Source organism: Metabacillus endolithicus, from assembly GCF_023078335.1.
In the GTDB taxonomy this organism is placed as follows: Bacteria; Bacillota; Bacilli; order Bacillales; family Bacillaceae; genus Metabacillus; species Metabacillus endolithicus.
The window spans coordinates 2,842,856-2,856,443 of record NZ_CP095550.1 but is presented as its reverse complement, the minus strand read 5'-3'; the positions used below and the strand labels follow the sequence as shown (position 1 = coordinate 2,856,443).

14 protein-coding genes and 2 pseudogenes are annotated in these 13,588 nt (G+C 36.0%); 1 reads left to right on the top strand and 15 read right to left on the bottom strand.

What is annotated here, in order from left to right; genetic code table 11:
* Positions 1 to 34 precede the first annotated feature (34 nt).
* The 12 genes and pseudogenes from MVE64_RS14720 to acpS all read right to left on the bottom strand — a co-directional run bounded on the left by MVE64_RS14720 (position 35) and on the right by acpS (position 9,190).
* Positions 35 to 634: a PP2C family serine/threonine-protein phosphatase gene (locus MVE64_RS14720; RefSeq protein ID WP_247339163.1), complete on the bottom strand. Its 600-nt coding sequence runs from the start codon at positions 632 to 634 to the stop codon at positions 35 to 37.
* Positions 631 to 1,422, bottom strand: coding sequence for an RNA polymerase sigma factor SigB (gene sigB, locus MVE64_RS14715; RefSeq protein ID WP_098797605.1), 792 nt, complete (start codon positions 1,420 to 1,422; stop codon positions 631 to 633). Before sigB ends, MVE64_RS14720 begins: the two co-directional genes overlap by 4 nt.
* On the bottom strand, positions 1,388 to 1,870 hold the full coding sequence (rsbW, locus tag MVE64_RS14710) for an anti-sigma B factor RsbW (RefSeq protein WP_121664246.1): 483 nt from the start codon (positions 1,868 to 1,870) through the stop codon (positions 1,388 to 1,390). The genes sigB and rsbW overlap by 35 nt, the downstream gene beginning before the upstream one ends.
* A complete protein-coding gene (locus MVE64_RS14705) occupies positions 1,867 to 2,199 on the bottom strand; it encodes an anti-sigma factor antagonist (RefSeq protein WP_247339152.1) in 333 nt (110 codons plus the stop codon). Before MVE64_RS14705 ends, rsbW begins: the two co-directional genes overlap by 4 nt.
* A 55-nt stretch (positions 2,200 to 2,254) precedes the next feature.
* Positions 2,255 to 3,261 (bottom strand): annotated as a pseudogene (locus tag MVE64_RS14700) (SpoIIE family protein phosphatase).
* 10 nt (positions 3,262 to 3,271) lie between these two features.
* Positions 3,272 to 3,673: an anti-sigma regulatory factor gene (locus MVE64_RS14695; protein ID WP_098797601.1), complete on the bottom strand. Its 402-nt coding sequence runs from the start codon at positions 3,671 to 3,673 to the stop codon at positions 3,272 to 3,274.
* 3 nt (positions 3,674 to 3,676) lie between these two features.
* A complete protein-coding gene (locus MVE64_RS14690) occupies positions 3,677 to 4,039 on the bottom strand; it encodes an STAS domain-containing protein (RefSeq protein WP_098797600.1) in 363 nt (120 codons plus the stop codon).
* Positions 4,040 to 4,042: 3 nt separating this feature from the next.
* Entirely contained in the window at positions 4,043 to 4,873 is an 831-nt protein-coding gene (locus MVE64_RS14685) for an STAS domain-containing protein (RefSeq protein WP_247339150.1), read from the bottom strand.
* Positions 4,874 to 5,215: 342 nt separating this feature from the next.
* On the bottom strand, positions 5,216 to 5,566 hold the full coding sequence (ndoA, locus tag MVE64_RS14680; RefSeq protein WP_026562078.1) for a type II toxin-antitoxin system endoribonuclease NdoA: 351 nt from the start codon (positions 5,564 to 5,566) through the stop codon (positions 5,216 to 5,218).
* 613 nt (positions 5,567 to 6,179) lie between these two features.
* Positions 6,180 to 7,325, bottom strand: a complete 1,146-nt coding sequence (gene alr / locus MVE64_RS14670) for an alanine racemase (protein ID WP_247339148.1) — start codon at positions 7,323 to 7,325, stop codon at positions 6,180 to 6,182.
* A 264-nt stretch (positions 7,326 to 7,589) separates the two neighbouring features.
* Positions 7,590 to 8,492 carry a LolA family protein gene (locus tag MVE64_RS14665; RefSeq protein WP_247339147.1) on the bottom strand — a complete coding sequence of 301 codons (903 nt, stop codon included), beginning with the start codon at positions 8,490 to 8,492 and terminating at the stop codon, positions 7,590 to 7,592.
* Between the two features lie 332 nt (positions 8,493 to 8,824).
* Positions 8,825 to 9,190, bottom strand: coding sequence for a holo-ACP synthase (gene acpS / locus MVE64_RS14660; RefSeq protein ID WP_247339145.1), 366 nt, complete (start codon positions 9,188 to 9,190; stop codon positions 8,825 to 8,827).
* A 133-nt stretch (positions 9,191 to 9,323) separates the two neighbouring features.
* Here acpS and MVE64_RS14655 point away from each other — a divergent pair.
* Positions 9,324 to 9,920, top strand: a pseudogene (locus MVE64_RS14655) (rhomboid family intramembrane serine protease); the annotation flags it as partial.
* Between the two features lie 168 nt (positions 9,921 to 10,088).
* On the opposite strand, the gene MVE64_RS14650 reads toward MVE64_RS14655, so the two are convergent.
* The 3 genes from MVE64_RS14650 to uvsE all read right to left on the bottom strand — a co-directional run bounded on the left by MVE64_RS14650 (position 10,089) and on the right by uvsE (position 13,128).
* Complete coding sequence (locus MVE64_RS14650) at positions 10,089 to 11,528, bottom strand: PH domain-containing protein (RefSeq protein WP_247339138.1); 1,440 nt, start codon at positions 11,526 to 11,528, stop codon at positions 10,089 to 10,091.
* Positions 11,518 to 11,997: a PH domain-containing protein gene (locus MVE64_RS14645; protein ID WP_247339136.1), complete on the bottom strand. Its 480-nt coding sequence runs from the start codon at positions 11,995 to 11,997 to the stop codon at positions 11,518 to 11,520. Before MVE64_RS14645 ends, MVE64_RS14650 begins: the two co-directional genes overlap by 11 nt.
* 165 nt (positions 11,998 to 12,162) lie before the next feature.
* Complete coding sequence (gene uvsE / locus MVE64_RS14640) at positions 12,163 to 13,128, bottom strand: UV DNA damage repair endonuclease UvsE (RefSeq protein ID WP_247339135.1); 966 nt, start codon at positions 13,126 to 13,128, stop codon at positions 12,163 to 12,165.
* Positions 13,129 to 13,588 lie beyond the last annotated feature (460 nt).

The following is a 13,588-nucleotide window of genomic DNA, read 5'->3' as shown; positions in this document are numbered from 1 at the left end:
TTTGTAAATTAAAAATAGTCGGCCCACTATTTCCTTAGAATAGCTGACCGACTATATATGTTAAATCATCATTTAATGTTTTTGTATATTCTTCAAGTTGTCGTGATAGATCTTCGACAGATTCACCTTTATTTAATAGTGCCTTTATCCCCGGAAGAACTAATCCGTCAGTATGAATGATAAACTTAGAGCCTTGTTCATATGTGTAGGTTTGTGTACGATACTTTTGAGGTTTACCAGAAAGATATCCTAATATCGGAAGAGGATATATATAAGTCCCGGATGGCGCACAAAGAATAAATCGTATATTACCAACGGAGCTATAGGTAAATTCTCTTGTCTTAAAGTCTACCTTTAAGATAGAAACAGTTGCTCCCCGTTTATCTTTCAGCTCTTCATTACATAATTTCATCAAATCTTCTACATCTTTATCATCATTCTTTTCGACTAACGAACTTATTGCTGCGGAGGATTCATTTGCCCGTTCCCCACTACCTAACCCATCGGCTAAGGCACAAATTAAATATTCGTCTGTTGCTTTTATAAAAAAGCTATCACCACAACACGATTTCCCTGCTTTCGGTAACTGAAACGCTAATGTATGAACATGTTGATTATAGTCTTGAACAATCATTTATTTAACTCCGGGGGCATGTCTTTTGACAGTGCTTCTCTTAATTTTTGAATGGCTCTCCTTTGCAGCCTTGATACATGCATTTGAGAGATACCTAACTGTTCACCAGTCTCTTTTTGACTTTTATTCAAAATAAACGTACATTCGATAATTTCCTTTTCTCGATCTGATAAAACATGCAATACACTCTGAAGCATTAGTTTTTGATTCACTTTTTCGTACCCCTGCTCTTGCGAACCAACAATATCAAGTATGGTAACGGTACTTCCATCAGAATCAGCCTCAATAGAATGGTCGACCGATAAAGCCTGGTAGCTTTTCCCCATTTCCATCGTTTCTAATACTTCCTCTTCAGTTACATCCAGGTATTCCGCTATCTCCCTAACTTGTGGAGATCGTTGATTTTCATTTGTTAACTTGTCTACAGCAGCCTTAATCTTGGGTCCTAATTCTTTAATCCTTCTCGGAACATGAACACTCCATGTTTTGTCTCTTAAGAAACGTTTGATTTCTCCAATTATTGTTGGAATGGCAAAAGCTTCAAACGGCTTTCCAACAGTAGGGTCATATCTTCTAATAGCGCCCAGTAAACCAATCATACCCACCTGTCTAAGATCTTCATGAAAGCTTTTCCCTTTGGAATATTTCTTCGCTAAGGTTTCAACTAAACCTGTATAGTGTTCAACGAGTGCCAATTGGGCTACTTTACTTTCTGTTTTCTGAAAGTCTAGTATTAACTCGTTCACCTCTTCTTTAGTTAGCTTCATATTTTGAGATGGTTGTGCCATGATCTATTCGCTCCCCGCTTAAATACTTGATCATGAAGACCGTTACCCCAGCGTTAACATGGACACGGACTTCATCCATGAGCGTTTCCATCAAATAGAGACCTAAACCTCCTTCGGGAAGTTGGTCTACTGGACTTGAAGCAGAATAAGGACCAAGTTCATCTTTAGTTTTCTCAAAATCAAAGCTTTTGCCATTATCAGCAATCATTACTTCTAAGCGATCTTCATATAAACCAAATCCAACGACCACTTCGCCCTCTTCATTGTTCTTATATGCATGCTGAACAGCATTTGTACAAGCTTCACTTGTAGCAATCTTCAAATCTTCAATATCATCATATGAATATCCCATTCTACTAGCAATCCCAGAGAGGGTTAAACGAATGATACCTACATATTCTGGTTTGGCTGGAACCTTCATCTCTATATAATCTACTAATTGCTTCATTGTACCCCACCCTCTGATTTTGAAGATATATCAATGATGTCACTTAGTCCAGTTATACTAAATAAGCGCTCCAGACGATCTGATAATTCTACTAAATTTAACTGCCCACCGTTTTTTCTTACGCTTTTCAACAAACCAACAAACACACCTAAACCCGTACTATCCATATAAGATACATTTTTTAAATTAATTGTAATATTAGGATTCGGCTCTTCCGCTAATGGTATGATGGCTTCTCTTAACTTAGGTGCTGTATAAGCATCAATTTCACCTGCGACGGAGACAATCGCTTGTTCTCCAAGTTTATTTATTTCTACTTTTAAATTCACCCGTTATCACCTCAAAAGAACTTTTATGCTATTACATACCCTGTAAAAGATACTGCTAAACCATTCTTCTAATAATTATTAATGTAAAATCATCCCTTAATTGGAAATCCTGCATTTTTTCAAAATGCCTGTAGATTTTTCTACAATCTGCTGTGACGATAGATCTATATTCTGATGAATTAAATCTGTAATTGCTGATCTTTCAACAAACCCTTCGTCAGTCCTGGATTCTGTTACTCCATCTGATAATAGGACTACCATATCTCCTGGTTTAACATTCTTCTGATACTGCTTATATTTGTAGTTTTGATCGATCCCTAAAACAAGACCCTTAGCAGTAAGATCCTCAAACTCTCCGGTTGAAGAATGGTAATAAAACCCCGGTTCATGTCCCGCTGAAGCATATGTGAATAAGTGGTCAACTGTATTATACATTCCGTAAAACATCGTTATAAACATGCTCGGATCTACATTCCGTTCAACCACTCTATTTAAATTTTCCAGGATTTGATTTGGATTTTTACGTGATTCCGGAAAACTATCCATCGCATATTTAATCATAGACATACACAACGCTGCCGGAATTCCTTTTCCAATAACGTCTGCCACCGCGATACTTATTCCTTGTTCATCCTGAACAAAATGATGATAATCTCCATTCATTTGCTTTGCAGGAACACTTATGGCTCCAATATCCAGAGAATCAATAGCAGGAACAGATGTCTCTAACAGTGTTTGCTGAACATTTGCGGCAATTTGGATTTCAGATCTAATCTCTAGCTGCTGGTCTCTCAAACTCTGATGTTCTTGATAGGCTAATCCGTATCCCATCATCACCTCAAGCAGGAAATCTAATGAAGATAAAACCTCTTGCTGTATATCAGGGAAAAGCTCTTGAAGAACTTTCCTATGTGTACTAATGATTTCTTCAGGTGGAATCTGATGTTCAATCGTTTTTCGACTGAATTTTTGTCCTTGATAAAGTGCTGTTTCTGTTTGTTCATTTAAGTAATTTCTTAATAGCTCCGAATATTTTGTCTCAAGAAAATCACGATAATCCATTTACGTCCTCCTACCGAAGCCATTTCACCGCCTGAATATCTGTTCCTTCACCTACTGTGGAAGAAATATCAAATTCATCCATTAGACGTTTGACTCCCGGCAAACCTGCACCCAAACCTCCAGAAGTAGAAAACCCGTCTTCCATCACTTTTCGAATATCAGGAATTCCCGGTCCATTATCAATGGCTGTTATTTTCAAACCACTTTTTCCAAGGTCATTAATGCGTTCAATACGCATCTCCCCTTGCCCTGCATATAGATATATATTACGAGCTAGTTCGGATATAGCAGTAGTAATTCTCGCTTGATCCACTGTACCGAAGCCAAGCTCTTTTGCAACATTCCGACCAAGTTGGCGGGCTGCTACAATGTCCCATTCGGTGACAATTTTAACACAGGATTGGTTTTCCATGCTTTACTCCCCCAACTCCCGCTGTAATGTTTCAAGCCCTTTTTCTAGGTCTAAAGCTGTTTGTACATCCTCAAGCTGGATGCCTAACTCAATTAATGTAATGGCAACAGCAGGCTGTATTCCTGTTAATACAACTTTTGCTCCCATAAGCTTCGACATACTAATTACGTCACCCAGGACCTTTGCGATGAAAGAATCAATAACATCAACTGACGTTAAATCAATAACAACCCCATTTGCACCTGTCTCATGAATTTTATGAAGAAGATCTTCCTGAAATTGTAGAGCAGTTTGGTCATCTAACTCCCACTGAATTGAGATAAGCAAACAATTATGAAGCTTTAAGATTGGTATTCTAGCATTCATTAGTTATTCCTCCAAGGATACGATTTGACGATTTGTCATTTCCAATGCAGATTCTATTCCTTTTTGAAGACTATTCTTCGTAATAACTTGACTTAAATCAATCCCCAGATTGACAATTGTTTGAGCAATTTCCGGTCTTATCCCAACCAATAAACATTTTGCACCAACTAACCTAACTGCCTCAGATGCTTGAATAATATGATGAGCAACCATTGTATCAACTACTGGAACTCCCGTAATATCGATTAACACAACCTCAGCACGATGTTTAACAACACCTTGTAACAAGTTCTCCATAATTCGTTTTGCTCTCTCAGTATCAATTGTTCCTACTAAAGGCATAACGGTAATATTATCAAAAACAGGAATAAGCGGTGCAGATAATTCTTGTAAAGCTATTTTTTGAAGAGAAACAGTTCGCTCCCAAGAAGATGCATAGTGATAAAGAACTTCACTGTTAATTGGAGCAATCCATTTATCAAACGCCCAGACTAACGTCATTTTCTCCTCATCCGTGTTCTCAACTGTCATCAACTCAAATAAAAGCTTACTCATTTCCTGTAAACTTGTTGAAATAAAACGAAGAGACCACCCTAATTGAACAACTCTTTGTGAAAACTCAGAAATCTTACTATTAATTTCATCATCCGGCTTTCTAAAATATTGTAATAGTATATTGATATATTCATTGCAAATGTTTGTATATACTTGATCAGAAATAACGTTTGATACCTTCTGGTCATCCACGTTCTTCATTTTTTCTTCCCATTTTATAATCAGTTCTTCTCTATTTATTTGAATAAATGTCAAAAATGGATTAGAATCTTGACTCATCGTTCTGTTACTCCTCCTTAAAATTCACGGTCAATGTCATCGCTTTAATTATACAGATTTCTTTGGACAAAAAAAAGCACTATACAGAATACTCTTTTAAGTGCTATAGGAATTTCCCATTAGTAAGACAAACATGTATACATAGATACGATAAAATCGTATACAAAAGAACCTTCAAAACAAAAAATAAAGACTTTGTTAAACAATTGTTATTTCAAACAAAGAGTCTTCTGTCACCAATCATCTATAATCGTGTTTTAACAAAGTCAAAAAAATAAAAAAGGATGCTTTTCGGGCAACCTTTTTAGTTTTTAAATCATATATTCTATTGTATAAGGATATTTAAAAATCGATAAGTCCTAAGCTTATTTGTAAGGCTTCATCAACTTTATCCATCATCTCATCATCAAGATGGGTAATTTTATCAGTAAGCCTTTGTTTATCAATCGTTCGAATCTGTTCAAGCAGGATAACCGAATCCCTTTCAAACCCGTAACGCTTAGCATCAATCTCAACATGAGTTGGCAATTTTGCTTTTTGAATTTGGGCTGTAATTGCCGCTATAATAACTGTAGGACTAAAGCGGTTCCCAATATCGTTTTGAATAATTAATACAGGACGCACGCCACCTTGCTCTGAACCTACAACTGGAGAAAGATCGGCAAAATAAACGTCGCCTCGTTTAACAATCAAATGATTAACCCCGCTGACTAAGCGTTCAACGGTATGGTCAGCCTCAGATTCTGCCAAAAATGCTTCAGATGCAATATTCAAATTGATTTTTGCCATTTCCATGTAACCGCGTCTCATAGACTCACGAATTTGGCGCTTTTTCCGCTCACGAATATACATTTTTGTCGCTTGATAAATAAGCTCGTTTCTGTTCCCGTTCTCTTGTTTTACCAATACATCCAATTCTGATACTAATGCTTGAGGTAACTGAATTAAAATTTCTGTTGTTGCGCTGGATTCAGACACAAACATACACCTCCACCAAACTTACCATCCTATTATATTCATTCCAAATTTAATAATAACATTTACTTTCTAAGATGCAAAGTATTTTCATTAGAAAGCGGCATTTGTAAAGTCTTTTAGGCATAAATACATACTACTTTTCGATTTTTGAAGGCTCACTCTAATGACTATATGACTGTTTTACTCTTTTATCACAAATTTATTTAACAATAGAGAAAATACCAGAGACACCAAACTGAAAATTTACCCTTCTCTATTATGGTCATGTAAAGGTTTATTATTCATTTTTTTGATGACATTTGAAAAGTTTCTATTCGTTGGGCATATTTCATAAAAGAGGATTACTCACTTCAATTATACACTCATCTTTTATATACATACGGGGAACTCGTGAAGTAATTGTACATGGCACCTCATAATTTATTGTATCAAGACGCTTTGCTATCTCATCTATCGTGATTTCCTCATGATTCTGCTTACCAATTAACGTAACGTTTGTTCCTACAGGTATTTCATATGGAAGCTTGACCATACATTGGTCCATACAGATCCGACCTACTAAAGGTACACGCTTATTTTGAATAATCACTTCTGCATCTTTTAACTTTCTTATCCATCCATCAGCATAACCAATTGGCAAAGTTCCAATCCATTCATCTTCTTTTGCTTCATATGTTGCTCCATAACTAATTTTCGTTCCTTTTGTAACTTTCTTTACGTGAACTATTTTTGTTTGTAAAGAAAATGCCTCTTGTAGTGGAAATGGAAGTTCACTTTTCATCTCCGGAGAAGGAGATAACCCATACATAGATATCCCAAATCTGACCGCATTATATACCTTTGATGGAAATTTTAATCCTGTAGCACTGTTTGCACAATGAACGATTAAACGTTGATTTGGTATGGTTGAAACCATTTTTTTAAACCTATCATATTGAGTTAGAAAATAAGTAGGGTCATCTTCATCTGCTGTTGCAAAATGTGTATAAATGCCTTTAACATGAAAACGATTTGATTCCTGCGCAAAATCAAAAATGTCTATGAGTTCATTTTCATTCTGAACGCCAAGTCTCCCCATACCTGTATCTACTTTTATATGAAGATCAATAAAATTTCGAATAGATTTTTCTGCTTCTTTTAGCCAACCTAACGAAAATACAGTTACTGTTAGGTTATGTTTTTCAACCATGTCAACATCTGAGGCTCTAATGGCTCCCATTACTAAAATTGGTGCTTGTATACCTTGCCTGCGCAATGATATTGCCTCATCTAAAAAAGCAACAGCAAGCATGGTTGCACCAGATATTAATGCAGTCTCCGCCACTTGCTTAGCGCCATGACCATAAGCATTTGCCTTTACTACCGCAATTAAATGAACCTCTTCACCTATATGTTGTTTCATTAAACGAACATTATGTTCAATTGCATCTAGATTTACTTCAACCCATGTATCACGAAAAAAACCCGGTTGCATGACTCCACTTCCTTACGTAATCGACTGTTAAGAAAACATTTTAATTTTGTACAGTTTATCCAGTTATTTTACTTTATATTGTGATTATCTCGACTAAAGGACAGAATTGTCAAATGAATAGGAGTAAAAATATCAAAAAGGGGTAAATTAACCTTGGAATTTAGGGTTAACTTCTGGAACATATAGAAAACTTGCCTAAGTTGGGCAAGTTCACGAAGTGGAGAATGATTAAAAAAACGGGTGGATTCTCCACCCGTAAAAGGATTATTTGGCTGTTTGACCTTGTACAGATTTAGCAACCATTAACATCTCATCTTCTGTTAAATCTTCAGATGCTAACATATAATCTACCCCATCATGTGACCATGTTAATGTAGATTCTGACATAGCACCGATTGTGAAGCCTAAATCTGCCGGATAACCATCTACGTATGTTGATGTAGAAGCAGATGCAGGTGTTGCAATTTCAGCTGTTTCTTGAATAAGCGTAAATGACTTTTCTCCACCAAAGGATAAGATAACACGTTTACCATTTTCAGTTTCAACTTCTGATTCCTCAAGTAGTTTTACACCGTTTGGTTGTTCTAAAGGATACTTAACAGCGAATGGTTCACGATCACCAGTAGCCATTGTTGGAACTTCAATTTGAGCGCTTGACATATTTTTCTCTACATCAAATGAATTTTCATCAAAGGATGCATTGAATTCAAAGCTTGAGAATTCTACTACAACAAGTGGATTTCGGTCTGTATCCATCACCTTAACCATTGTTGGAGATAAATCTTTCTTGTTAAATGTAATTTCTTGTGCAGGTAGCATTTTATTGTTTTGATAATTTGTTTTTGTTTCAAAAACATACTTTTCTTCTGCAGCAGAAAACTTTGCTTCAGCATCTTTTAAAATATCATTTACTAAAGATTCATATAAATATGCCTGACTGCTATTTTGTGGCCAATCACTTTGGAAACGGAAGCTTTTATTTAGTGCTGGAGTTAATACAAATACCCCTTCGTCATTACGCAAAATCATTTGGCTTTGCTCTTTTTGCGAATTCTTAAGGTTTACTCGGTAGTAAGAAGGATTTTTATGCCAAATTTCAATTTCATACTCCTGTGGATCACTACCTGTTTGAAGTGTCATCTTTCCTTTTGCCTTATACCCTGACATTTCATCAATCTTCTTTTCTAACGCCTGAACTACATCTGCCTGTGATTTTTCACCACATCCCGCTAGAACAAGTACTGTTAAAAGCCTACTAATAATAACACAAAGCTTTTTTTCAACTTTTTCAACCCCTTTGCCTCATATAACGTTAAAAAGGAAGAAATGTTTTGCTAGATCTCATGTCTTTCAACTACCAGGCTCCATTAATCCCTAGTAAAGATGAAAGATGAATTCTTAAAAACAACTTGTCTTCCCTATCGCATTACCAAATATATGAGACAAACTTTCCGAATATGCAGACTAGCTATAAATTTATTCAAAAAGCATAGGGTCTTTTATTTACCTTCTATTATTACTTGAGCTGCAGCATATTGTCTTGAATGGGTAATTGAAACATGAACAACAGAATCCCCAGCTGTATCCTTTAGTATTTCAATACTCGGCTTTCCTTTATCATCATTTGTTATTTCAATGTCCTGAAATCCAATCTCTTCACCAATTCCAGTTCCTAACGCTTTTGAATATGCTTCCTTTACAGCAAAACGTCCAGCTAAAAACTCTACTTTTCTTTCCCTAGATAAAGTTGAAAACTTTTCAATTTCATTCATTGTTAATATGCGCTTAATAAAACCTGGCTGACGATCAACAATTCTTCTAATGCGATCCAATTCAATGATATCTAAACCAATTCCTGTAATCATATGTATAACAACACCTTCCAAGCCTTAATAGTACTATTTCCTAGAACTCGTACATATTCGTGTTAGTATAAAAGCATACTTGAACATTAATAATCAAAACAACATATTTGAAATGATCCAAAGGAGGACATTTATGTTTACTAGAACAGAGAATTTCCGCACCTTTTTACAATTATATCCTATTGTTTCCATTATTGTTGGCATTCACATCTTATTTTGGGTTCTCTTTCAGGTGCCAGTTCCTCAGTTGCAAATATTATTGGGATTATTAGATGGCTTTAACGCGGGAATTGCAAATGGAGAGTATTGGCGACTACTTACACCAATCTTTCTTCATATTGGATTCGGCCATTTGTTTTTTAATACAATCTCACTTATTTTATTTGCACCTGCTCTTGAAAAGATGATTGGGAAAGCCAAGTTTATTCTTTTATATGTAGGTGCAGGAGTTATTGCAAGTGTTGCGACTTATATCATTGAAATTTCCCTTCAATATTCTCATATCGGAGCTTCCGGTGCTATTTTCGGTTTATTTGGAGCTTACTTATTTATGGTGTATTTCAGAAAAGGGATCATTGATCAGGCGAACACTCAAATTATTATTAGCATTTTAGTCATCGGTCTTATTATGACTTTTATCAATACAAATATAAATGTTGTCGCACACATTTTTGGGATGATAGGCGGTTTTTTACTTTCACCTATTTTGATAAAAAAACCAAGACATTATTCTTATCAATCTTTTTACACATCTAACACAGCTCGAAAGACAAATGTTTTTTCTTTAAACTTCAGAACACTCTTTTGGATTATTTTTAGCATCCTCATTTTAATTGGATTGTTTTTCAGATTTTAGTTTAGAGTAAAAATAGACACAGCCTATCGCGGCTGTGTCTGTTTATTTTCCCGTTTCATAAGAATACCAAGAAATGATTTTGTCCGTATCACGTTCATCCATATCTTTGACGGGAAAGCTATTTCCAACCAGACCGGTTTTTATTGTACACTCAAATGTTTGGAGTGAATATTTCTTTTGGAAATAGGAGGTTTTCGTTTTCACAGACTGCAGACGATTACGATATACAAGGATATCCGTTTTAGACACCCTTCGAAATGCTAACTGCAGCTGATCACCTTCTATATTCCAGCCTGCATCTTTATATGAATAGTACCCCCACACTAAACAAATTGGAATGAGAATAAGTGAACTATATCCCCATGGTTGAAAAAAATAAATAAGTGGAAGTATTATAGCAATTGCAGGTAGCACTTTCCTTATCATATACCTTTTCTTTGATCTTATAGGTAAACGATGCAACCGGCTATTTTGTTTGAATAATGGTACAAACTGTTCCATTAACGTTGAAACTTCATGCTTAGAGACAACTGGAAATAGTATTGTGGAAGTGCCCTCATCAACTGCACTGCCTCCTGCACTTTCTATATAAACAGTTTTATAGCCAAGCAGTTGCCTTAGCGGGTTTTGCACAATTTTAATCGCTTGAATTCGTTTTAACGGAATTGATACTTGGCTTTTTTCAAAGATTCCTCTAGAAATCCTAATTTCATCTTCCTCTTTAACGACTGTAAAGTACGCATATTTTAATAACACACCAATAATACTTAAGATCCAAGCAATAAAAAAACCAATAAATACTAAGATGGCATACAAAGTAATACTTGCATGTGTAAGAAACTCAAATCGCTCAAAAATTTCCTCAAACGAGATCAATTCATCGAATTGTGATACAAAAGCAGCAACCGCTGAAATAATTACTCCTATTCCACTCGACGTGGATGCAGCAACTAAAAGATCTTTCGTTTTCATTTTATAAACTGTCTGCTCTTGTGGAATTGTTTGATCTTCTTCTACAAGAGAAGGTTTTTTGATTTCCTGCTTATACTCCGCTAAAACTTCTTGAATTTTGTCGGCATCTTGTTTTTTTATAGCAGATAATACGGCTTCAGCTTCTATTCCAGTTCCAGCAGTTTCAACTTGGACCTTTACAAGTCGAAACAGTTGTTGAACAATCCCCGCACTAATATTAATAGTTTGAATTCGTTCAATCGGAATGTACCTTTTCTTTGTCACAAAAATACCATGCTTGATTCTCAATTCACCATCTTCAAACCAATATGTAAACTTCCACCACTCTAATATACTTGTTACAACAATAAGAAGGGCTAAACAGCATCCACCAATGATAAAATAAAGATCAAACCGGTCATTACTACCAACAAAGAAGAAAACAATAGCAGGAATTATATATGACTTTATCATTCTTGCAAAGCTTAAAATCATCCCTACTGGGTGAATTCTTTTAGGCTCAAACATCATCGTCTGTCACCCTCGCCAACTTTGAGATATAATCCCGCATAAGATCTGCTTCTTCTAAATCCAAAGCTGGTATTTCATGCTTAGTTGCAGCAGTAGAAATTTCAATTGAAGCTAATTTATATCTCCGTAACAAAGGGCCTTGATGAGTATCAACATGTTGAACTCTAACCATTGGAATTAATACTCTTTTTATCACAAAAAGTCCAAACTGCAAATCAATTTCATGTTCATGAACTTCATATCTCCAAACTCGATGCCTTACCCTCGGGATGACCAACACACTGATGATTGTATAAACCACCCAAATAGCTACAGCTACTCCTAAGAACCAATACGATAGTTCCAGAAAATAAATACCTACTCCAATGGCGACCACAATTAGTAACCAAAAACCTGCACTAATTAAAGCACCCATCTTCCAGGCTGTTAATGCCCTTTTACTAATTTGATTTTTCGGCTGTTCTCTCAACCCTCTCTCTCCCTTTTTAAAAATTATAATGAAAATTACGTACTTGCTTGTGGAAAAGCAGGCCGTTCCAACAATTGTTTTATAGCATTACCCAAATGAAAATAATCCCATTTATTATAGCATAATGGGATCTTTCTATTTGTTACTACCATGTAAATAATTCCTTTATTTTATCTTGAAAGATGATTGATCAATCCATTCAATGTCTGAATGAGACTTCAAATCGGACACTAACTGAAAAAGGGCATTATCCTTTTGTTTTGCTTCAATCATGCAATCAATTTGATCAACACTTCCTTTTACAGTATGTAAAAACGTTAGGAACATGTTTGAATCAATATAATCTGCATGTGCTCGAAATTCTTTTTCATTTTTGGGACTAGAGATATGCATTTTAATCGGAAGACTTGATTCCTTCCAGGTCCCAACAATACGGTCCCAATGCTTTTCCCATTCAGAATCCTCATGGAAAGCTAAGTGATGGTGATAGTCAAAAACCTGTGGAACACCTAGTTTTTCACATAAATAAAGAGCATCACTTAAGTCAAAGGTGGTGTCATCATTCTCAAAGATAAGCATTCTTTGTAATGATAGTGGAATCAATCCCCAATTATGAATAAATTGCTCGAGTGATTTTAGTTTGTCATCATATGCTCCGCCAATATGAATCACACATCTATGCTCAGGATCTATTCCCATTCCTTTTAATAGCATCTCATGCATATGTAGAGTTTTTAAAGACATTTTCATAATTTCCTTTTGTGTAGAATTCAATACAACAAAATGGTCAGGATGAAACCCAACACGCATAGGATGATTTTTAAGATACTCCCCTATTTCAGCTAAGGATTCATCTAAATTGCTCATATATTTCCAATCTCGAAGTTCTTCATGATTAGCCAAAGGAATCAACTTTGAGCTAAAACGAAAAAAATGAATATGATGTGCCACATTATGCTTTAGCAGCCTTAAACAGTTTTGAATATTTGATTGAGCTATTTTTTCTAACTTCGCTATCGCAGCTTCCCTGTCCTTAATTTTTTGAAACTGTGTAAAAGTCATGGTTTGAGAAGGGGAGCAATTTTGCAAGTTCATACTCATTGCCACATATCCTAACCGTACAATTGTCATGTTTGTCACCTCTTAAGGAATAGTGTGTGTAGGTATAGCTTGCCCTAAGTAGATGATTTGAGTAGGGGAGTTGGGGTGCGGGGGCAGTTTTTATTTGTATAGAAACTTCTATTCTAACTGGGGGTTTTGGTGGGAGGTGATCTTCATTCGGCTTATGAAGACCGGTGGCGCACGTTCCTTGCGGGGGTGGTCTTCATTCATGTTATGAAGACCATTAGGGCGCGGTTCCTTCCAGGGTTTGGTCTTCATTCCGCTTATGAAGACCATTAGGGCGCCGTTCCTTCCAGGGTTTGGTCTTCATTCCGCTTATGAAGACCATTAGGGCGCGGTTCCTCGCAGGGTTTGGTCTTCATTCCGCTTATGAAGACCGGTGGCGCGCGATTCTTTGCGGGGTTGGTCTTCATTCATGTTATGAAGACCATTAGGGCGCCGTTTCTTCCAGGGTTTGGTCTTCATTCCG

Excerpts from the sequence above, each read along its gene's own strand:
- alr (WP_247339148.1), bottom strand. The coding sequence starts at position 7,325 with ATGCAACCGGGTTTTTTTCGTGATACATGGGTTGAAGTAAATCTAGAT.
- uvsE (WP_247339135.1), bottom strand. The coding sequence starts at position 13,128 with ATGACAATTGTACGGTTAGGATATGTGGCAATGAGTATGAACTTGCAA.
- sigB (WP_098797605.1), bottom strand. The coding sequence starts at position 1,422 with ATGGCACAACCATCTCAAAATATGAAGCTAACTAAAGAAGAGGTGAAC.
- MVE64_RS14695 (WP_098797601.1), bottom strand. The coding sequence starts at position 3,673 with ATGGAAAACCAATCCTGTGTTAAAATTGTCACCGAATGGGACATTGTA.
- MVE64_RS14665 (WP_247339147.1), bottom strand. The coding sequence starts at position 8,492 with ATGTCAGGGTATAAGGCAAAAGGAAAGATGACACTTCAAACAGGTAGT.
- MVE64_RS14650 (WP_247339138.1), bottom strand. The coding sequence starts at position 11,528 with ATGATGTTTGAGCCTAAAAGAATTCACCCAGTAGGGATGATTTTAAGC.
- acpS (WP_247339145.1), bottom strand. The coding sequence starts at position 9,190 with ATGATTACAGGAATTGGTTTAGATATCATTGAATTGGATCGCATTAGA.
- MVE64_RS14690 (WP_098797600.1), bottom strand. The coding sequence starts at position 4,039 with ATGAATGCTAGAATACCAATCTTAAAGCTTCATAATTGTTTGCTTATC.
- MVE64_RS14685 (WP_247339150.1), bottom strand. The coding sequence starts at position 4,873 with ATGAGTCAAGATTCTAATCCATTTTTGACATTTATTCAAATAAATAGA.
- MVE64_RS14720 (WP_247339163.1), bottom strand. The coding sequence starts at position 634 with ATGATTGTTCAAGACTATAATCAACATGTTCATACATTAGCGTTTCAG.
- rsbW (WP_121664246.1), bottom strand. The coding sequence starts at position 1,870 with ATGAAGCAATTAGTAGATTATATAGAGATGAAGGTTCCAGCCAAACCA.